The sequence below is a fragment of the Xanthomonas sp. WHRI 10204 genome (assembly GCF_040202875.1).
Classification (GTDB): domain Bacteria; phylum Pseudomonadota; class Gammaproteobacteria; order Xanthomonadales; family Xanthomonadaceae; genus Xanthomonas.
In genome coordinates this window covers 655,001-674,316 of the sequence record NZ_JBEGDW010000002.1, presented here as the reverse complement: position 1 = coordinate 674,316, position 19,316 = coordinate 655,001, and the positions used below count along the sequence as shown (strand labels likewise).

Sequence of the window (19,316 nt, the reverse complement as noted above, 5' to 3'; positions counted from 1 at the left end):
ATGGCTCTTTCTCTCAAGGTGTATCAGCAGCGGGCGCTGTCCAGCTTGGCCCAGTTCTTGGAGGACGCCCGGTTGACCGGCCCCGCATCCGCGTTCGAGCAGAACGTGGATCCTGGCTTGGTCACCCACTACAAGCCCATGCCGGGCATGGAAGCCTCGCCCTACGTCTGCCTTCGCATCCCCACGGGCGGCGGCAAGACAGTCATGGGTGCGCACATCATTCAGGCTGCAGGCGACGCTTACCTGGAGCGTGAGTTCCCGCTGGTCATGTGGATGGTGCCCACCACCCAAATCAAGAGCCAGACCCTGGAGGCGTTCAAGAACCCACGACATCCCTACCGCCAGGAACTGGACGAGGCGTTTGGCGGAAAGGTGGCCGTGTTTGACGTGGAGGACTTCACCCATATCCGTCCCGCAGACCTGGGCACCAAGGTGTGCGTGGTCATCTCGACCATGGCCGCGCTGCGCGTGGAGAACCAGGAAGGCCGCAAGGTTTACGAGCACCACGAAGATCTCGAAGCCCATTTCGCCGGCAGCGTTTCCGACCTGCCTTACTTGGAGCAAAACAAGGCCGGTAAGGCGATTGCCTCGTTTGCCAACCTGCTCAAACTCCACGGACCGTTGGTCATCACCGACGAAGCCCACAACGCCAATACCCCACTCTCGTATCAAGTCTACGAGCGCTTGGGTGCCAAGGTGGTGGTGGAACTGACCGCCACCCCCGAGGCCACCAAGAGCAACGTGCTGGTCAGCGTCAGCGCGTTTGAGCTGAAAGTCGCCAACATGATCAAGTTTCCCGTCGTGCTCAAAGAGCACGTCGGACAATGGGAGGTGGCTGTGGGCAGCGCCGTCGCCCGCCGCAACGAGCTGGGCAAGACCGCGCTTGGGGAACCGGACTACATCCGTCCCATCCTGCTGATCCAGGCCGAGAATGCGAAGGGCACGGCCACGGTGGAGGAGGTCAAAAAGCACCTCATCGACAACGAAAAGGTGCCCGAGCAGGCCATTGCCATTGCGACCGGCGATCAGCGTGAAATCGACGGGGTGGACCTGTTCGCCAAGGACTGCCCCATTGAGGTCATCATCACCAAGCAAGCGCTCAAGGAAGGGTGGGATTGCTCTTTCGCCTACGTCTTCTGCTCGGTGGCCCAAGTCAAAAGCGACAAGGACATCCAGCAGTTGCTGGGCCGCGTGCTGCGCATGCCCTATGCCACCCGCCGCAAGCAGGAGGCCATGAACAAGGCTTACGCGCACGTCACCACCACGGCCTTCAACCTGGCGGCGGCAGAGCTGACCAAGTCGCTCATCGATATCGGGTTCAACCCGTTGGAAGCCGTCGGCGCAGTGCTGCCGGATCTCACCCCCGGGCCTGGTTTGCCGCTGCAAGGCGGCAACGTCAATCCGGCCCCCGTCACGCCGAAGACCACGATCGCGGTGAGCAAGCAGCCAGACCTCACCGGTATCCCTGCTCGGGACCAGGCCAACGTGGTGTTTACCCCAAGCGAAGAGGGGAAGGGCGGATCGGTCGAGATCACGGGCGAGGTTGACGATTCCACGGTGGAAGCGATCACCAAGGCTGTGCCAACCAAGGAGCGCGAGGAAGCGACGGCCACGATCCAGCGGCACCAGATCACGGCCAAGGCGGTCAAAGCGCCCAGTCAGAACGGGGTGGTGTTCAGCGTCCCTCGGCTCGGCGTCATGGAACAGGGCGAGCTGGAGTTCGTGGAGAGCGGTGCCACGCCCCCTGGCTTCACCTGGGACTTGCTGGCGTATCCGCCGGACCTCTCCAGTCTCAAGTTCAACGCCGACAGCCAGACCTTTGAGGTGGATCTCGTCGATTCAAAGGTGAGCTACACGAAGATCGATGACGACGTAAACACCTACTTGCCGGGCTTCGCCAAAGATCGCACCCAAGCGGACTTGGTGGGCTGGCTGGACCAGAAGATCCGCGATCCGGGGGTCAAGCAGCCCGTGCTTCGGGAGTGGCTGCGCCGAGCCATCAGTTCTCTGTCCGAGGATCGCGGGTTCTCGCTATCCCAGTTGCTCAACGGCCAGTTCGTTCTCCGGCGGAAACTGGGTGAGCAGCTCCAAATCGCCAAGGCCGAAGCCCTCAAGGACGGCTTCCAGCAGGCCTTGTTCCGTGGGAACGCGGAGATCGTGGTCAGCGATGAGCCCGATGCCATGTTTACCTATCCGGCGGACATGACCCAGTATCCGGCGCATTCCTATTACCAAGGCGGCACCTACCGGTTCCGCAAGCACTACTACCCCTTTGTGGGCGACCTTCAGTGGAAGACCGCCGGCGGCAAGGTAGGCGAGGAGTTCTTGTGTGCCCAAGCCATTGATCAGCTGGACGAGGTGGAGTTCTGGGTCCGCAACCTGGTGGACAAGAGCCAGTTCTGGATGCCGACGTCCAAGCAGCGCACCTACCCGGACTTCGTTGCCAGGCTCAAGGATGGGCGTCTGCTGGTTGTTGAATACAAAGGCGGCGACCGATACACGGCGGACTCCGAGAAGGAGAAGCGCATGATCGGCGAGCTTTGGGCCACCAAGAGCAATGGCCGAGGGGTCTACCTCATGGCTCAGTTGAAGGATGAGAAGGGCAACAGCGTGACCGAGCAACTTCAGGCTGCTATCCGGGCGAAGAGGTAAACAAACAGTCATGGAAGACCAAGATCTAGACCGCTACTTGGGCGCAGCCTACGTTCTCCTTGGACAGGAAGGACAGTTGGAGGCTGCATCTTTGCTCCGCACGAGCAAGGGCAAGGTTGCCTTCGACTATTACGACAACCTCAACGGTGGCACGAACTTCTACAAGCTCATTTTGGAGGTGCCTGCGGGAGCCTTTGCACTCCTTCGTCAGAAGCAAGTGGAGCTTCAGCGAGCAATAGGCAATGCCGTTCAAGCATCGATACCCCCTGAGGCCCAAGACTACTACTCGGTTCACTTGACCCCTGTTCTGGAGCCCGGCTTCAACTGGCGCGAGGAGCCGTCTGAAGGGCTCTCACGGACCGTTCGTCGAAACATCCTCGACGGCCTTCGCATGGAGCAAGTGAATGTCTTTGGCGCGTTGCCAGACCCGGAGTTCCTTAGTCGAATTTTTGAGCTGCGCCGGCTTCCATCCACAGACAGCCGATTCAAGGACGCCGCAGGCGACATCTACCAGCATCGCATCAACAACGATGACTGGGATCAGTATTGGGTGTTTGATGACGATCGGTTTGCGCTGTTGGACGGTCCGGCGGATACATTTCTCCGCTTCCTGTGCGAGATTGTTCACCCGCTGGTCCGTCCTGATCGCGCTGAGACTGAAAAGATTGTCCAGCACTTCAACGATCAGTTGCGTCGCGCGGGTTGGGAGTTGGTGGAAGAAGAGCGAATCGCCGGCAGGCCGCGATACATCCCGCAGCAACTCAACCACGGTGGTCGCGAGGCGATAGAGCAGGCGAAGGCAGTTGCCGACTTTTTGGAGGCTGGGGCCATGGCTCGGCAGATCGAGCGCATGCAGAATGCCATTACGGCCGATCCGGAGGTCGCCATTGGAACGGCCAAGGATTTCGTTGAGTCCTGCTGCAAGACGATCTTAGGCCGCCTTGGCGTCGAGGTCGGGAAATCCAGCGACATCAATGACCTGACCAAGCGAGTGGCGAAGGAACTTGAACTGGTCCCCGACGACGTGAGTGATCGCGCAAAAGGTGCCGACAACATCAGGCTTATCTTGAGGAACCTGGCGGCAATGACCAATCACTTGGCCGAGTTGCGCGGCAGGTATGGCACGGGGCACGGCCCACGCGGCAATCATCGCGGTCTACAGCCTAGGCATGCCCGTTTAGCGGTCAATGCGGCGCTTGCCTACGTTTGGTTCGTTGTGGATACCTACCAAGCCAGATCTGCGCTTAAGAAGGGCGCCGGATCGAATCGCAATCAGACGGGGGATGAATGAACGGCATAGTGATTGCGGTCCTCCGATGCAGCCTGCTGATGGGATTTTTCTGCGCCGCCATGCCTTTGATGGCCAAGCCTAAGTGCGAGGCCGACACTTTCACGGGCAAGAACGCTTGCGTTTACGGCACGGGGACGATTGGCCTAGCGGGCGTAGGGAACCAGATCATCACAGGCGACGGGCAAATGGGCTTGCAGCGAATGATGCAGGTCTTTGGCGACCCTATTGACGTCGACGCCGTGCTCTTCCGCCTCGATGACCGCCGCACCCTTCGTGTGCGTGCCGTCAACAACACTCGTCCGCAGGTCAACTGTTCCGGACGCCTTTGCACTTGGTCTTGGACGATCTTGGTTCCACTGTCTGGTGACGTGCTGAAAGAGCTGGCCGGTGCCCAATCCCTCATCATGGCAGTGCAGGGCAAAGATGGCCGTCGTGGGGATGAGATGACCATGAAGAAGGGCGGCAAGATCTTCAGCCAGTTCTTGGAGGATATCCAGGCCAATGAGCCTGAAGTGCTTGAGTCATCCAAGGCGGAGGCATTTGTCCTTGTTGGCACCGAGTTCCAACCTTACACCTCAAGTTCTACGCCCTAAGCCTTCAATGGAAAATGGAGCCGACAATGCAGGTCCTGGTCACGCGCAGGCGCAGTGGCGTCTTTTGTTTCATGGCAGAAGAGATCGCTCTGCGAGTCAAGGAGCAGCGCTTCTACCTAACTCAGGCCAAGGCTCGTCTCCTGACGCCGTTTGCTGCGATCGACGCAGAGGCGGAAGCCATGGAGCAGGACTGCTTGGAGAACCCTCCAGAGTGCTTCGACCCCGAGCAATGGGACATGTCGATGGTTTACGAGGCGGCGTTTCATCAGAGCCTCGAACACTACGACCTTCTCCATGAGATGCAGGAACGCACTCTCTTAGGCATCGCCGCCGGCATGTATCACCACTTTGAAAAGAGCTTCCGTGTCCGGGTTGCTCGCGAGCTGCGCCAAGCCGGGTGGGTCATTGGAGAGAAGACTCGGGATCAGATTTGGCGGTGCGAATGGGGTCACCTGGAGGCGCTGTTGGTCGCCTTCGGGTGGGATGTGCCGTCAGTGCCGCGCTATCAGGATCTTGAAGCCTTGCGACTGGTCGTGAACGTGTTCAAGCATGGCGAAGGCCCGGCCTTCGAAGCCTTGAAGCAGCGCTTCCCCGGTTTTGTCCCTGCGTTGGAGTCAGGGGAGAACCCTTGGCGGTATGTGGATTACACGAGCATGTGCGTGACCGAGGAGCATCTGGACGCGTTTTCCGAGTCCATCGTGAGCTTTTGGGAAGCCATACCCCTTCGGCTGGCGGTGAAGGATGGCGTGGCCTCTTTGGATATTCCTGCGTTCTATGCCAAGGCAATGCGGCAGGACGGATGCCCGAGCTTCGGTGCCACGCCGTCCTCTCCTTGATCAGCTGATCCCGACTCGTGGTGTAAGCCAGGGACAACGCCGCCTGATTCATAGCTCACACGTTGCTGCTTGCTCGCCCCGCATAGTCGAGTCGTCGCCAAGCGCGCGCTGGAGCTCAACGCGGTCGCGCTCATCCTTTTCCACAATCACCCAGGCAGAAATCCCGAGCCCAGCGAGGCAGACCGCAAGGTCACCTATCGCCTACAGCAGTCCTTGGGCCTCCTGGACATCCGAGTGCTGGACCACCTGGCCATCGGCGGCCAGCAGCACACCAGTCTGGCTGCCAGGGGTGGGTATAGCCGCCCCTTCACCTATGCAGTCTGCCGACGCTAGACTGCGAAGGCAGATCCACATCCATGGAGCAGGAATGAAGGCGTTTCACGTGCGTGGGATTGTGTGGGAGACCGACGGCAAGCGTCCTGTCTTGCCCGCTGAAGCCACGGTCGAATGCGAGAGCGAAGACGGTATTGCCGACGCCCTCAGTGACACATTTGGTTGGCTTGTGAGTAATTTTGTTGCCGTAGAAGAGTTTGAAGGACTGGGCGCAACGCGGGGATACGACGATGAGCAATGAGCCCAAAAAAAGTGAATTCTTCCAACTGCAGCCGGACGCTCGGCGTGGAGGAAAAGGGCATGGGGTTGTATTTGAAAACGAGAAGGTTCTGCGGACACCTCCGCGCCTCATCGTGAAGCCAAAGGAGGGCGGGTTTCCACCATTGCGCGAAACCCCGCGCCTCGTTTACCACCCGAGTGAGGGTGTATTGCCTGAAGACCTAGAGGGAGGCTTCAGCGGCTATTGGTTGGTTTCCGAACGGCTGCGCCGTGTGATGGAGTCAGTGGATGCGGATGCCTTCGTCTTCGCTGACGCTGACTATCGCTTGGCCGATGGTTCCAAAGGTCCGACCGTCTTCCTCTGCGATGTCGTCCGCACATTGGATGCCTTGGACGAAGAGGCCTCTGCGCTCAACATCGAGGTCAGTGACGACTTCGAAGCGGGAAAATACTACGACCTCACAGGCGATATCCGGCTGGCCTTCCGGCGAGATGTGCTGGGTTCTGCACATGTTTTTAGGTTGTCTTTCCATGGCGGCGTCTTCTGCGATAGAGCGTTCAAGGAGGCCGTTGAGGCGGCGGGCATTGTCACGCCTAGAAAATCCAATGGGCTTTGGTTTTATGACGTCGTGAACTGCTGATTTGCGAACACGGGCAGCAAGGAAGGAGCCTGATCTATGGCGAACTATCGGACACTTTTCCAAGACCATCACAACATCGAACAGCAGACGCTGAAGAACAGCGAGTTGTTGGCAAGGTTGCAAGAGGTCGGGAAGTTTCATATTCATGCGCCTGAGAACCGTTTGTTCCTGCCGGCTAGTCCTCAACTGGCTGACGCGCTTGGGGTGACGCCGCACAGTGGCGGCCCTTTAGCGGAATACCAAAGGGGCATGCTTGAACGGTTGAATCGCATTCAATTGACGCGGGATGGTCAGGCAGCTCTGGAAGGCGACACGGCGGCGATGGATCGGGTTGCTAAGCGCGTGGAGCAGCTGCGCGATACAGTCAAGGTCGGATTGATCAACAATGACTTAAACACCAACACGCCATTAGGTGAGGTTCCGGCGCAAACCAACCAGAGAGTTCGCCAGTTCTTTCGTGATATCCCTGCTTACTACCAAGCCCACGCCCAGCAAATCGAGGCTTTGAAGGGCTTCACGGGGGTGGACCACGGATGGGGAGCTGTTGCGCATTCCGAGTCGCGCATCGTCACCACGCTCAGCCAGATACAGGTCAGTAACACCGCCATCATTCGAGGCGGGGACATCGAGCTTCAGCGCAGCGGATTGTCGCTCGCCATCGCAAATGCTCACCACGATGGGCGCGTGGTCTTGTCTGAGCAGGGCATCCTCAAGGTCGAGCAGGTTCTCGGTGAGGAAGCCGCACATAACCTGCGCGTGCCTCGTGGCCAACGTGGCGAAGCCGCCATGGAGTTGTTGATGGGAGAGGCATCTGCTCGGGGGCTGACCCGTGCGGGTGGGCTTCTGACCACTGGCGCAGATGCGGTCATGACCGCACGCACGGCGTCGGCGTTGTTGGAGCAAGGCAACGCCACCGCCGCGCAATCCGAGGTCACCCATGCCTTGGCCCGTAACGTCGGCGGTTGGGCCGGTGGCGCGTCCACCGCAGCAGCGCTGGGCGGCAGCGGCTTCGTGCCTGCGGCCTTGGTGGTCGGCGACGCGCTGTTGATGAGCAAGGCGTTCGACAAAGGCGCCGATTTGCTGGACAACCGCGCCATCTACCACCAGACCGACAAAGCGGACGTGGAGTGGAATTTCAACGGTCGCAACTTCCAGCGCGAAGCCGCCATTGACCTCGCCCAGGATGGCCGCCGCACGTCGGGCGAGCAGCCCGTGGTTGCAAGCTATGAGAAATCGCAGGAGCTGGGTGCCCTGGCCAACGCGAAGGCGGTGGAGCTGGCGTTGGGCAAAGCACCGCCGCCCCAGAACCCGTTCAACCTCCCCGCACGGGCAAGCGACCAAGTGGGATTGGACAACCAGAATTGGGAGCGCAATCCCGAGCGTCAGACTTGGGAGCGCCAAGTCAGGACCGCCGCGTCCGGCACCGATGAGATTGGCAGTTACGCACTCCAACTCGCGCCCCCGGAACGCGTGCAGCAACTCAACCAGGAGGCGTTGGCACGCATCGAGAGCAACATCTCCACGGGGCGCGAAGCCATTGCCGCCGCTTACCTGGAAAACCACGCCGCGCAGCGCGCCCGCGACTATGGAGTGGAGGTGCCGGCGGCGGTGCGAGCTGCCCAGGCCAAGCCGGACCGGGTTCAAGGCCACGATGGTCAGGCCTACCAGCGCAACGAGGCTGGGCAGTGGCTTGGAAAGGAAGGGCTGGCGACCGGCAACCTGGCGGCGGAGCTGGAGCTCACCAACCAGATGCGCCAGCCTTCGCTGGAGCGCGCTCAGGAGACCCTGGCGGCGATTGAAGCGCGTCCCGCGCCTACGGCGGCGCAGATGGAGCAGAACGAGCTGCTGCACCGCTACCGGGCCGCAGGCGTTGATTTGAACGTCAACCCGCAGACCCAGCAGGCCGTGGAGCTGGCCGCGCAGCGGACCAGGGACGACAACGGCATCACCGGGCTGACCATGCAGCAGTTGCAGCGCAACGAGGCCGGGCAATACGGCTATGACAGCCCCATTGCACACCTGCAGCAAGGGCCCGATGGCATCGCACGCGTGGTGGCTGTCACCAGCAGCGATGACATTCGGCAGGCGCTGAGTGAGACGCAAGGCAATCGGCGAGAATCGCCGACCGTTGGGCGCGTGCTTGAGGGAACGGCAGACGCGGACACCTCGACCTCCGAGTCGTCCAATCCGCAGCAAGTGCTGGATATCCAGGCCCGCATGCAAGCCTCTGTCGCGGCGCAGGCGCGGCAAGAACGCGAACAGCAAGATCGTGTTGCGCAAGAGCAGCACGCTGCGCAGGTGCGCGAGCACCTCCAGCAGGCACAGCCTGAGCACGAAGACAGGTCACAAAGCGAACAAGCGGTCCAGGCGCACGCGGTGCTGGAAGGTCAACGCCAAGCAGAGCAGCAACGTGAGCTAGAAGAACGCCAAGTGCAGGAGCGCCAAGCGCAGACCAGCCAGCAACGAGAGCTGCAGGAGCGTGAGGGTAGGGAAGTCCAGCAACGCCAAGCTCAGGACAACCAACAGCGGGAGCAGCAGCAAGACCACCAGGTTCAAGAAGCCCAGCAAGTTGAAGTCCAAGAAGCTCATGCTCAGCAAGCGCAGCAGCAAGACCAACGCCAGCATGCCTCGCAGCAACTGGACCCTCAGCTGCACGCACCCGATGCCACGTTGGCTCAACAAACGCCACGGCCAGGGTCGCAGCACGAGGATGCGCGCCCACTGCGAGAAACACAGAACCAACAGGCCGGCGAACACTTGGCTCCTGGCGCCCACGAGCTATCGAAGCAAACGTCTGGTCTGGGTGACGCGCAGCCACGCCAAGCACAAGATGCGGAGCACGCGCTGGAAGCTCAGGCAGTGGAGGGGCTCGACACCGCGCGCCTTCAAGTGTCTCCTTCAAAAAGCCCGGAATCGGATAGCCAACCTTTGCAAAGCGCGGAGGCCGATGCGGTGCCGCCAGCACTGCATCACCAGATGCGAACGCAGCAAACAGAGATGGAGCAAGCGTCGGTGCGTCAGCAAGACGTGGCGCGTGAGCAGGGTGCGGAGCCGGTTCTCGTCATGGCCCCAACAACGCCTGCGACAGCAGAGCCGTTGATTGCATCGCAGTCCGCAGCGTCTAGCAATCCTGAGCAAGAAACGAAGTCGGAGCAGAACCGTCCTTCGGACATGTTTCTCGCTGAGCATGACGCGCCAGCGCTATCGCCTGCATACCTCGCGCAGGCACACGGGCAATCGCTGGGAGGTAGCGTAGAGAATCGCTTTCCCAATGAGCCAGTAGACGCGGAAAACCAGCAGGCCCAATCGATCCCGGCCCAGGATCGCAGCGCCGCAGACCCGGGTGGCGCCCTGTTCTTGGAAGAGACCATGCGCTCGCTGCGCCAGCTGCAACAAGAGATTGAGGCGGCCGATCGGGAAGACGAACGCTTCCACCAGGAGTGGAAGGAGTATCGCGACCGTGGAGAACCCTATCCCTTCGTTCGCGACGACACACGAAGCGCGCAAGGCGCAAGCCTTGATGGGTTCCCGCAGCACGAGCAAGCACGACGCTCTCCCAGTGAAGCGGTCGAGCAAACCGATGCCTTCCCACCTCTAGCCCAGCGCTCCATCGGATCAGGGGGAAGAGATGCGCCACACGACTCTTCGCAGCCTGAGCGGAAATCCATCACGGGCGACCCGGACGTGGACGAGGTGCTCTATGCGCTCGACAGCAAAAACGAGTTGGCGATCGAGCAGGCCTTGAATCGGGTGGCCAACAGCGCAGCGACGCAGGCGCTGATTAAAAGAGGCAACGAGTTCCTGGAGGCGCAGGCCCAGCAGGAGGCCCAGGAGAACGTCGCCACACGCCAGGCGCTGGGGATGGATGTCTCAGCAGAGATCAACACCAGCCGCGGGCCCGTCATGGTGATGACGCTGCCAGAGTTCGCCAAGGGGCCGATGCAGAGCGGTCCCCAAGGGGATGGCGGGGGAGGCGGAGACGGCGGCGGCGGGGGAGGAGGAGGCGGTGGTGGTGGAGGGGGCGGTGGTTAGTCAAAATCGCTTCCGTGATTAGTCGAGCTTAGGAGACCTCATGGACAGGCAAGACGCCGCCGCAATGGCGGAAATGATGGCCACGTTGAACGCATCGAATGCCTCGTTGCAGGAGACGGTCAAGGTGCTGACGACCCTCGTGGCATCCATGCAGCAGCGCGAACAACGGCTGCGCGAGGTGGTCGCCGAGCAACTCCAGGTGCTCCAGCACGCGGCCGGCAGCGCCGATGCCAAGGTCAATCGGGTATTGGACAACGCACTGCCGAGACTGACGCAGCTGACCAATCAGGCGTTGACGCAGACGCTGGAACCGGCCGCCAAGCGGTTCAACAAGGAGATGGCCCATGCGGACGAGACGTTGCAGCAAGCCACTCGACGTTACGCGCAGGCCCAGCAGTCCTTAGAGACACGGATCACACGCCGCATGGGCATTGCATCCGCCACGATGCTCGTGGCGGGCGTGTTGGGCCTAGGGGCGGTGGCCTACTCGGTTGGCATCATCAACGAAAAGCGAACCGAACTCGCACAGCTTCGAGCGTCCATCGATTACCTGGATCGCGTGTCACGTGCGGACGTGGCTCCCTGCGGCGAAGGCCGGCTTTGCGCCACGCTTGAGAAGAACGGACCGCGTTACGGCAACCAGAGGCAATACAGAGCGATCAACCTACGCACACCATCGGCTGCGCGGTGATGCCCGTTTCATCCATAGACAACGGGACTGCTTGCCCCTTGGGTTGCCGATCGGCAGCAACTCCTGGCGCCCCTGCGTGGCCTGTTCGAACAGTGCGTTGCGGTAGGCCAGCGTCCACCTCTTGAATAGTCGATGGAGGGGCTTGGTCGCTTCGCCAGTCTTTTACTTCATCTCCATCGCGCCTCGAGCATGGTTGCGCATCGACTACGCCTTTCGTTTCAAGGTGCTGTTGGGATCCAGTGTCGCCCAATAGTGCTCTCCATTCAGTCCACGAAGGGCGTCTTCAAAGGAGGCCAGAAGCAGTGGGTCGCTTGCCAGCTGAGCATGGGCCTTCGACAAAAAGGCGTCGCGCTCTTTCCGTAGTTCGTTCACCTTAGCCGCAATAGCCAGTCGAATATCAGGATCAGCGTGACTGCTTTTGCTCTCAAAGTTCGGCAGCGGGCGACACTCCATTGGTGTCCTGTCCGACGTCGAGGAATCGGAAAGGATGGCCTGGAATCGGGCATACGATTTTTCATACTGTGCTCGATAAATCGGTTCCTTAGTCGCAAGCTCCTTCTCGAAGTCCGCGGCTTGCCGAGCAGCCTGGAGCGCCGCTTCTAAGACGGTCTTCTCGACCATGAGCTCCCGTGATAGGTCCATCGTCGCCGAATGCAGCGCGTGCGCTCTGTCAAATTTTTGCGAGAGCCCTTCCAGTGCATTGTTCATCTTGTTCAAGGACGACCTCGGGGACGTTTGGGGTTTTTCTGGGTTGAAGAAATACGTGGCGGGTTTGCCAGATTGGGTCCGGCTGGCGCTGTTGAACGTGAGCCGTTCCGGGTCCGTGCCGGCATGGACTTGGTGGTGTGCTGTTTAGCGACAGAAGGCACTTCCTCGCCGCGCGCTTTCGGTTTGTAGTTGCACGCAGGGAAGTTGGAGCACGAGCGGAACTCTCCATACGGACCCGTGCGCAGCACCAGAACGCCTTGCTTGCAAGCTGGGCAGGACGCTTGCTTGATAGCCTGGCCGTCGGTGTCTGTAATGACCACCGCTCGGTCATTTTCCAGTTCACGAAGGAAGGTCGAGCATTGGCCCCGAATAGTGAACATGGCCACGGAACGCCGGGCGCGGGTCAGGGCCACGTAGAACAGTCGGCGCTCTTCGCCCAGCGGGAACGTGTCTCCCTCGGGCATCGCCAAAGCCAACACCGGATCATCGGCCCGGGTGTTGGGGAAGCTTCGCCGACGTGGGGCGCTGATCATTTCCGGAAGGATGACGTAGTCCGCTTCGCTGCCCTTGGAGCGGTGGATGGTTAGGAAGGAGACGTCCACCCAGCGGTTAAACCGGTTCTGCCTTATGGGCACATACTGCCGGTCGGTGTTGTAGCGGCCCAACACGTAAACCGACACCTTGCCACTGGGCCCCGGAGGGATCGTGCCATCGCGGACCCCCTCGGCCAGTGTCACTACAAAGCGGTCGATTGCATCGGCCAACTGGTCCTTGCTGTCCACTTGGAATGCCTGAAGCACTGGGCCTTGGGCGGGGGTGGCGGAATGCACGCGCTTGGCGATCTGCCCGGGGTTTTTGGACACAAACGTGCTGGAGACGTCGCACAGCGCCTGCGGGCAACGGAACGTTTGCTCCAGCTTGAGCACCTGGCCGTGGCCAAACCACTGGCGAAAGCCGGTCATCACAGACACGTCCGCGCCGGCAAACCGGTTGATCGACTGCCAGTCGTCGCCCACGGCGAAGAAGAAGCGGCCCTTGTCCTGGACCAATGCGCGGCACAATCGGGCCCGGGCGCGCGAGGCATCCTGGAACTCGTCGGCCATCACCAGGTCGTAGGGCGATTCCACGCGGCCGCTTTCCAGGTGGCCGGCGGCGAGGTTGACCATGTCCTCAAAGTCGATCCCATCCTCGGCCGCCAAGGCTTGGTCCCACGCCGCCATCACCGGAACGGCGATGTCCAGGAACGCCTGATGGCGCAGCTTGAAGGTGTCGGTGGGCATCGCGTCCAACCGTGTCTGTAGATCCGAGGCATTCAAGCCGTTGCTCTTGGCGTGGCTCATGAAAGTGCGCACCAACCCGATCAGCTCGATGGCCTCCATTGGCTTCTGGCCCTCGCTGGGGATCTGCCGGTCTGGGTTGGGATCGAGCACCAGGCCACGAGCGGTCAGTTCGCGACGCAGGCGGTCCAAATCGTCGCGGCAGCGCAACCCGTGGCTGGTGGTCTCAAACAGCGCGGTGCCTTTGTCCGCGTGGAGCTGTCGCTTCCAAATCACCCCGTCCAAGTAACCCTCGAAGTGCGTTGGCGGCATGCCGTCGGCGTCGAGCGCGAAGTGTTCGTGGAACAGGTCCAGATCGGGATAGTAAAAATCGGGCTTGTATTGCCGGTGTGTTTCGTCAGCGGTGCGATGGGGGTAGGGGTCCTCGTAGCGGTAATCGACCCCGTTCAAGAAGAGCAGGTTGGCGATCATCACCTCTTCCACGCTCTTCACCCGTTCGCCGCGGTTGGTCACCAGGGCGCCCTTGCCTTGTGCGTCCCATACGTCTGTCGGCTCCGATGCTCCGAAGGCTGGGAGGTCCCTTCCAAAGACAAAGCGGAATAGGTCCCATTGATGGCGGAATGTGAGCGAACGATCTTTCAAGTCGTCCACTATCTCGGTGAGCTTTCGCACCCCTTGGGCTGCCTCAGTGGCCCACTCAGGGATGTCTGGCTTTTCCCGAGTGGCTTTCCCGATGAGGCTTAGTCCCAAGGCATGGAAGGTAGATGCTTCCACTTGCACGTCCGTCATTCCTAAGCGCCCGAAGGCCTGAGTCGCACGCTCCTTGAGTTCCTCCGCAGCTGGCTTATTGAAGGCGAGTAAGACGACGCGTTTGGGATCAACGAAGCCACGGTGAATCGCGTAGGCCGCCTTGGCCACCATGGTGGAGGTCTTGCCCGAACCGGCCGAAGCCACCACCTGCACACGGTTGTCGAAGCACACCACGGCCCGTGCCTGTTCCGGGGTGAGCGGTTTGCTCTCCACCCGGTCCAGCAAGTCCTTGCTGGCTACCAACTCGCGTTCCACATGGGCGGCGTTGAACGCGGCCCAGGCTGGGCGGTGGTCGTCTTCCCACGCAGCCAACGAGCGCTCGATTGCCTGGGCCGCCGGTCCCAGCCGGGCCGCCACACCTGGCTTCTTCAAGCGGGCCCGAAGGGCGCCAGGATCAACCTGAGCGCGGGCCGCCAGGACGTCGGCTTGCTGCTCGTGAGTGAACCAGCGACGTTGTTCCAGACAAGCCCGTTCTTGTTCTGCCTTATGGTCCAGCCACGTGTCGATCGTGCGTTGCTCGCCCTTGAGGAAGGCCACATCCTCGCGCAGGCGCTTCTCCGTCAACGCAACGCTCAATGCCTGAACCAAGGCAGCGCCTTGGGCGTTGGGCAACCCATCGGCCTTCACTTCCCGGTTCTGCCCCGGGTAGAACGTGATGTCGGTCCAGAAGGTGCCGGCGTTGACGCGGTAGCTGGCTTCGTCCTCGACGTTGACCCGGTGGGTGCTGCCCTCCAGCGCCAAGGCCAGCTCCCGGCCCTCCAAGCGCAAGCGCCAATCCGATGATCCGGTTACGCGTTGGCCTACCCACGATGGGGCCCATTCCTTTGCCATTCTTTGTCCTACAAGCCCCCTGGAAACGCCAGCGGAGACGGGTCACCGCGCTGGATGCCCAATGGTAATCCCCCGAGACGCTTTGGTCATTGCAACCCCTAGACCTGGAGAATGCCACTTCCCCTTTGCGACCCTACGCTGAACCTGCACCCGGTAAACCTCCGCCGAGGGAGCAGGGGTGGGGCGCTGGTGGCGCCTCAGGTTACAGAGGCAGCAGGCAGCAACGACGTTTCCAGGAATATCCAAGCCGCCGTCCTGTTGTGCTACCAGATGCTCAGCCGTGCACTGGTAAGGACGTGCAGAGCGGGGGCGTAAGCCCAGCTCACTGGGTGAGGATAGCCACATCGGCCGGTCGCAGTAGTAGCAACGGCCGGACTGTGCATTGAAGGCATGGGTGCGAAGAGATTTGAGGCGCTTGTTGCTCATAGAGGGCTCCGGAATCAAAAGACGATTCCCGCGCCCCCATTGGGTGGACCTCGGGCACCCGGAGCCTTTTGGCATGCGGGCACAACACCTGGGCTTTAGCCGAGCAGGCAAGTGCTTTGTAGCGCAAGCCGAATCCGACCGCAAGTTAGGAAAAATCCGAGCCTCTGTCGTGCTTGAGTCCGATAGCGGAGCGGATCGGCAGTGTTCAATCTATCCAAGCCGTCCAGGCCACCAACACCCGAGCAATGGAAGCACCAATGAGAACGGAACCACTCACGAAACCCTAGGTCACGTGAGCTGGGAAGGGGGTCGGGGGATTAACAGCCCCCATCCAAGCGCCGACGACCAAACCCTGGTGAAAGCCGGGGTTTGTTTTTGCCGATGACCGCCGACACCTCGTTGCTGCGCTCACGCCCTGACACTGTTGGACTGGCTCAATGCCCGGATTGCGGCACTGATGCCTGGGGCGTTGCTGCCGCCCAGGTAGCCGCTTTACATCCGCCGATTGCACGGTAGAACCTGGGGATGGACACGCAAACATCCCCAGGCATCACCGAGCTGCTCGAAACGCTCGAACACCCGGCATCGCCCCCGACCTCGATCATCGCCAACCACGTCCGATCCCAGTTAGGCGAGGGCGATCATCACCCCGCCCACATCTTCCATGCCGCCGTTGCGTTTCTTCAACAGCCGGTAGATGGCGTGGACGGCTCCGGGGCGTTGACTTGGACCGCAGGGGGCACCGAGCAAGGGTGGCCATGGGTGAAGCTGGCGCTGGACTACGACGGCGAAAAAGCAGAGTTGCTGATGCTCGGGCCTATCACTCCCGAGAGCGTGGACCTGGCCTTGCATGACGGGGACGTGGCACCGGTCAGCGGAATCCTCCTGGACTACCTGGATGGGCGGCTGGGCGCGCAGGACCGCGCCGACACGCTCCAGGCCATTGCGATGGATGGGGTGGTGTTTCGCGAACGTCAGCACCACGGCCAGCACATCCAGCAGACCTGTGGGCGCCAAGGATTCATGGAGGAGGCAGTGGAGAGGGGCGATGTCGGGTTGCTCAAGACAGCTCTGGGCCTGGGGGCCGCGGTGAATGCGCCCGGGCTCGGTGGGAACACCGCGCTGCACCGGGCGATTCTCAACAGGCACCCGGGCCTGGTGGCGCCACTGCTCGAAGCGGGCGCTTGGCGGGAGAGCTTCAACCACGATGGCAAAACGCCCCTGCACTTGGCGGCCCAGGTCAGGGATACGGAAAGCTGTTTGCGGTTGATTGCAGCGGGCGTGAATCCCTCGTTGCGTGATTTCCAGGGGAAAAGCCCTTTGGAACTGGCAGTAGGAAAAGGAAAACAGGGGTTGGAAAGGTAAGCCTTGTTTTCAACCCGCTGAACAGGCAGGATCGACGTTCTTATTTACGAATGCATGGGTGAAACATGGCTCGCACTCTGAAAGACATCGCTGCTGAAAAAGCCAAGGCGCAGGCACTTCTGGTAAAGCTGGAGCAAGAGGCCAAAGACATTGCCAAGGCCGAAGCCACGAAACGCTTTCCGGAGGTGGTGGAGTTCTTGAGCACCTACGCAGAGCACTACACGACGCAGCAGAAGCGGGAGCTGGGCGCGCTGCTGGGGTTTGTCGAGAAGAAAGCCGGGAAGGTGGGCGGAACGGCGACTCGGGCACCGAAATATCAGATCGCCGACGGCACGACCTGGGCAGGAAATGGCAAGCATCCGACCAAGTTTTTGAACTGGCTCGCGACGGCCGAAGGCAAGGCTTGGCAGAAGAAGCACCCGAACGAAAAATACCCCGCATACCCTTACACGCCGGATTGATCGGGGCGATGGGTTGAAATGGAGCCCCGGGAAACCGGGGCTTTTTTGTGGGAGGGGATTGCCAAAAGGGGCGGTCGCCTTTTGGTGCGGGGAAACGAGGGCGGGTGGGATAGTGAAACGGCGGCTGGGGTTCGGGAGAACTTGGCCTGGTGCCTTTCCTCTCAAGACGCTTCTAGGCTTTTCAGGCGCGCCACTGGGCGCGTTCTTTTAGAGCTAAGAGCAAAAGCGGTTAAGAGCCTAAGAGCCGGCGGCGCTGCCGCGTCTTGGGAGAAAAAGGCAGAAAGAGCGGCAGCGGCTCCCGCCTTGCCTGCGGTTTTGCAGACAATGGGATGTGGTGCAGATAGTCATAATTTATGCTTTTCGACCGTCAGTTTTGATATTTAGTCTTAAAATGAATCTACAGACCTATTGCGAATTATTGGGTCTGCCATAACCTGGATTTGTAAGGAGGAAATGGGTCCTCCGCATAAACAGGTTGAACATGTCTATCCTCGACATTGAAAAAAACTATGCAGCATTAAGGGAGCTTCTTGCGGAAGGCGCGGATCCGAACGCGCAGAACGCTCAAGGCGATACGCCTCTTCATTGGGCCGTGCGCGTCCATCAGTCCAACACACGGGATGGCCAGGGCGACACCCCCATGCATGTTGCTGCCAAGCGGCTCCGTCGCAATACCAACGCGACCACAGTTTCCGCGCTGCTCGCTGCCGGCGCCGACCCAAATCTGAGAAATACTGCTGGGGTTTCGGTGCTTTACGAGGCAGCCATTGGTGGGAACCTCAACCAAGTGAAAGCGCTCCTGGCCGCTGGCGCCGAAATGTCGGATGCAGAACGGGCACGCTTCTATGAAGACGGCTGGAAGCAGTCGCATGTGTGCGACTACCTGCAGCAACTTGAACATAGCGCCGAGCGCTCGCAGTTCTTGGACTACGCATTGCCGGCAGCAGTGAAGACAAGTCCGGCGCGGCATCGCTTTTAAAGGATTTACCAATGACCAGTGAACGCCGCTGCCGTTACTACGCCTACGAACGCCGCTCGGGTAGCACGTGCTACTTCGATAAAGCCATGCATGAACACCTGCAGCGATACCCGCACACCCAGGCTCACTTCCACCTGGCCAGGTGCCTCCACACCTCTTCGCTGCTGACCCAGGAGGAGGCCAACCGTCAGGCCTGGCTGCCACGACCCGGCCGGAGGACCCCATGACGCCCCGCTACACGCTTAAGCCGCAGCCAAAACCCCAACGCCGGGTGGAGACGATCCATCCTGTGAAGGTGGATTTAGCCACCAAGATCGCGTTTGACAATCTGGCCCGGTCGCAGGGCTTGAGCTCACGTGCAGCGCTGGCGCAGCTGATCACCCTCCATGCCCGACTCCGCCAGCCCTTCGAGCCCCGCACACCGCGTCCGTGGCGCATCAACGCGGTGCCAGATCGCACGGCCTACAACGCCGTTCTGCCAGCCGTTCAAGTGTCCCCGGAGGACGGCATGGCTCTGTTGATCGACGCCAACCGGGCCGGCATCCGCATGACTGAAGCCGTGCGCCAGCTGGTCGTGAGGTGTGTCCAGGCGGGCGGTTGATGGGCTGAGGGTTGGCGGGGACCGGGCGGCGCTGGCCGCCTTTTTTTGTGCCTGTCGATCCGCTGCTGCAGGAAAGGGGCGGCTGCCCCTTTCGATGGGACTGGCGAGCGTGGGGCAGGGATAGTGCAGCGGTGGCCGGGGCGGGAGCCCTGGCTCGGTGCCTCCCTCTCTCAAAATGCTTTTGGCTGTTTAGCGCGGCAACGCCGCGTTCTTTTAGAGCAAAGAGCAAGAGCGGCTAAAAGCGTCTTGGGATGAGAGGCGGAGAAAAGCGGCAGATTCCGCCTTGCATGCGGTTTGGTAGAAAATGTGAGACGGTGCAAAGGTTTGGTGGAACTTCTTTTGGTTCGTCAATTTAAATATTTAGTCTTAAAAAGAATCTATAAACGTATTGCCAAAATTCTTTTTTCTAATACCCTGAAGTCAGGGAAGGGAAATTTTTTCCTGCTAGTAAAAAGAAACCAAGGAATGCTCACTATCACTCTCGCTGTTTACACCGCAAGCCTGCTCATTGGCCTTGTTGCTGGCCTCGCCATCGCTGATTGCATCGAATCCAACCCCTATTTCAACTAA

16 protein-coding genes and 1 pseudogene are annotated in these 19,316 nt (G+C 60.6%); 14 read left to right on the top strand and 3 right to left on the bottom strand.

All coding sequences use genetic code 11. The annotated features are described in order from the left end of the window. The 9 genes and pseudogenes from ABQZ00_RS13695 (at window position 1) to ABQZ00_RS13655 (ending at window position 11,288) form a co-directional block, all read left to right on the top strand. Window positions 1-2,652: a DEAD/DEAH box helicase gene (locus tag ABQZ00_RS13695; RefSeq protein WP_323538054.1), complete on the top strand. Its 2,652-nt coding sequence runs from the start codon at window positions 1-3 to the stop codon at window positions 2,650-2,652. A gap of 10 nt (window positions 2,653-2,662) precedes the next feature. Continuing rightward, window positions 2,663-3,943 carry an abortive infection family protein gene (locus ABQZ00_RS13690; RefSeq protein ID WP_323538055.1) on the top strand — a complete coding sequence of 427 codons (1,281 nt, stop codon included), beginning with the start codon at window positions 2,663-2,665 and terminating at the stop codon, window positions 3,941-3,943. Beyond that, the gene (locus ABQZ00_RS13685; protein WP_323538056.1) at window positions 3,940-4,536 is read left to right on the top strand and encodes a hypothetical protein; all 597 of its coding nucleotides are present in this window, start codon (window positions 3,940-3,942) and stop codon (window positions 4,534-4,536) included. The genes ABQZ00_RS13690 and ABQZ00_RS13685 overlap by 4 nt, the downstream gene beginning before the upstream one ends. Window positions 4,537-4,562: 26 nt before the next feature. Next, window positions 4,563-5,372, top strand: coding sequence for a hypothetical protein (locus ABQZ00_RS13680; protein WP_180313188.1), 810 nt, complete (start codon window positions 4,563-4,565; stop codon window positions 5,370-5,372). 81 nt (window positions 5,373-5,453) lie between these two features. After that, window positions 5,454-5,705 (top strand): annotated as a pseudogene (locus ABQZ00_RS13675) (JAB domain-containing protein); the annotation flags it as partial. Between the two features lie 34 nt (window positions 5,706-5,739). Beyond that, entirely contained in the window at window positions 5,740-5,946 is a 207-nt protein-coding gene (locus tag ABQZ00_RS13670) for a hypothetical protein (protein WP_180313190.1), read from the top strand. Further along, the gene (locus ABQZ00_RS13665) at window positions 5,936-6,565 is read left to right on the top strand and encodes a DUF1629 domain-containing protein (protein ID WP_180313192.1); all 630 of its coding nucleotides are present in this window, start codon (window positions 5,936-5,938) and stop codon (window positions 6,563-6,565) included. Before ABQZ00_RS13670 ends, ABQZ00_RS13665 begins: the two co-directional genes overlap by 11 nt. A 36-nt stretch (window positions 6,566-6,601) precedes the next feature. Next, window positions 6,602-10,597, top strand: a complete 3,996-nt coding sequence (locus tag ABQZ00_RS13660; protein WP_323538057.1) for a coiled-coil domain-containing protein — start codon at window positions 6,602-6,604, stop codon at window positions 10,595-10,597. 40 nt (window positions 10,598-10,637) lie between these two features. Next, entirely contained in the window at window positions 10,638-11,288 is a 651-nt protein-coding gene (locus ABQZ00_RS13655) for a hypothetical protein (protein WP_323538058.1), read from the top strand. 204 nt (window positions 11,289-11,492) lie between these two features. Here the strand turns inward: ABQZ00_RS13655 and ABQZ00_RS13650 are convergent, their stop codons facing one another. From ABQZ00_RS13650 to ABQZ00_RS13640, 3 genes are read right to left on the bottom strand one after another with little or no spacing between them, the layout of a single operon-like run. After that, entirely contained in the window at window positions 11,493-11,996 is a 504-nt protein-coding gene (locus ABQZ00_RS13650; protein ID WP_323538349.1) for a hypothetical protein, read from the bottom strand. A 5-nt stretch (window positions 11,997-12,001) separates the two neighbouring features. Next, a complete protein-coding gene (locus ABQZ00_RS13645; protein ID WP_323538059.1) occupies window positions 12,002-14,914 on the bottom strand; it encodes a UvrD-helicase domain-containing protein in 2,913 nt (970 codons plus the stop codon). Between the two features lie 42 nt (window positions 14,915-14,956). Beyond that, the gene (locus ABQZ00_RS13640; protein ID WP_349777722.1) at window positions 14,957-15,259 is read right to left on the bottom strand and encodes an HNH endonuclease; all 303 of its coding nucleotides are present in this window, start codon (window positions 15,257-15,259) and stop codon (window positions 14,957-14,959) included. A gap of 606 nt (window positions 15,260-15,865) precedes the next feature. On the opposite strand from ABQZ00_RS13640, the gene ABQZ00_RS13635 reads away from it, so the two are divergent. The 5 genes from ABQZ00_RS13635 to ABQZ00_RS13615 all read left to right on the top strand — a co-directional run bounded on the left by ABQZ00_RS13635 (window position 15,866) and on the right by ABQZ00_RS13615 (window position 19,316). Continuing rightward, on the top strand, window positions 15,866-16,705 hold the full coding sequence (locus ABQZ00_RS13635) for an ankyrin repeat domain-containing protein (protein ID WP_323538061.1): 840 nt from the start codon (window positions 15,866-15,868) through the stop codon (window positions 16,703-16,705). Between the two features lie 65 nt (window positions 16,706-16,770). Continuing rightward, a complete protein-coding gene (locus ABQZ00_RS13630; RefSeq protein ID WP_039810243.1) occupies window positions 16,771-17,166 on the top strand; it encodes an H-NS family nucleoid-associated regulatory protein in 396 nt (131 codons plus the stop codon). A 481-nt stretch (window positions 17,167-17,647) separates the two neighbouring features. Beyond that, complete coding sequence (locus ABQZ00_RS13625) at window positions 17,648-18,145, top strand: ankyrin repeat domain-containing protein (protein WP_323538062.1); 498 nt, start codon at window positions 17,648-17,650, stop codon at window positions 18,143-18,145. A gap of 223 nt (window positions 18,146-18,368) precedes the next feature. Next, on the top strand, window positions 18,369-18,746 hold the full coding sequence (locus tag ABQZ00_RS13620; RefSeq protein ID WP_323538063.1) for a hypothetical protein: 378 nt from the start codon (window positions 18,369-18,371) through the stop codon (window positions 18,744-18,746). 327 nt (window positions 18,747-19,073) lie between these two features. Beyond that, on the top strand, window positions 19,074-19,316 hold the full coding sequence (locus ABQZ00_RS13615) for a hypothetical protein (protein WP_323538064.1): 243 nt from the start codon (window positions 19,074-19,076) through the stop codon (window positions 19,314-19,316).

Coding starts and splice junctions, on each gene's coding strand:
- ABQZ00_RS13695 (WP_323538054.1), top strand. CDS start 1: ATGGCTCTTTCTCTCAAGGTGTATCAGCAGCGGGCGCTGTCCAGCTTG.
- ABQZ00_RS13690 (WP_323538055.1), top strand. CDS start 2,663: ATGGAAGACCAAGATCTAGACCGCTACTTGGGCGCAGCCTACGTTCTC.
- ABQZ00_RS13685 (WP_323538056.1), top strand. CDS start 3,940: ATGAACGGCATAGTGATTGCGGTCCTCCGATGCAGCCTGCTGATGGGA.
- ABQZ00_RS13680 (WP_180313188.1), top strand. CDS start 4,563: ATGCAGGTCCTGGTCACGCGCAGGCGCAGTGGCGTCTTTTGTTTCATG.
- ABQZ00_RS13670 (WP_180313190.1), top strand. CDS start 5,740: ATGAAGGCGTTTCACGTGCGTGGGATTGTGTGGGAGACCGACGGCAAG.
- ABQZ00_RS13665 (WP_180313192.1), top strand. CDS start 5,936: ATGAGCAATGAGCCCAAAAAAAGTGAATTCTTCCAACTGCAGCCGGAC.
- ABQZ00_RS13660 (WP_323538057.1), top strand. CDS start 6,602: ATGGCGAACTATCGGACACTTTTCCAAGACCATCACAACATCGAACAG.
- ABQZ00_RS13655 (WP_323538058.1), top strand. CDS start 10,638: ATGGACAGGCAAGACGCCGCCGCAATGGCGGAAATGATGGCCACGTTG.
- ABQZ00_RS13650 (WP_323538349.1), bottom strand. CDS start 11,996: ATGAACAATGCACTGGAAGGGCTCTCGCAAAAATTTGACAGAGCGCAC.
- ABQZ00_RS13645 (WP_323538059.1), bottom strand. CDS start 14,914: ATGGCAAAGGAATGGGCCCCATCGTGGGTAGGCCAACGCGTAACCGGA.
- ABQZ00_RS13640 (WP_349777722.1), bottom strand. CDS start 15,259: ATGTGGCTATCCTCACCCAGTGAGCTGGGCTTACGCCCCCGCTCTGCA.
- ABQZ00_RS13635 (WP_323538061.1), top strand. CDS start 15,866: ATGGACACGCAAACATCCCCAGGCATCACCGAGCTGCTCGAAACGCTC.
- ABQZ00_RS13630 (WP_039810243.1), top strand. CDS start 16,771: ATGGCTCGCACTCTGAAAGACATCGCTGCTGAAAAAGCCAAGGCGCAG.
- ABQZ00_RS13625 (WP_323538062.1), top strand. CDS start 17,648: ATGTCTATCCTCGACATTGAAAAAAACTATGCAGCATTAAGGGAGCTT.
- ABQZ00_RS13620 (WP_323538063.1), top strand. CDS start 18,369: ATGACGCCCCGCTACACGCTTAAGCCGCAGCCAAAACCCCAACGCCGG.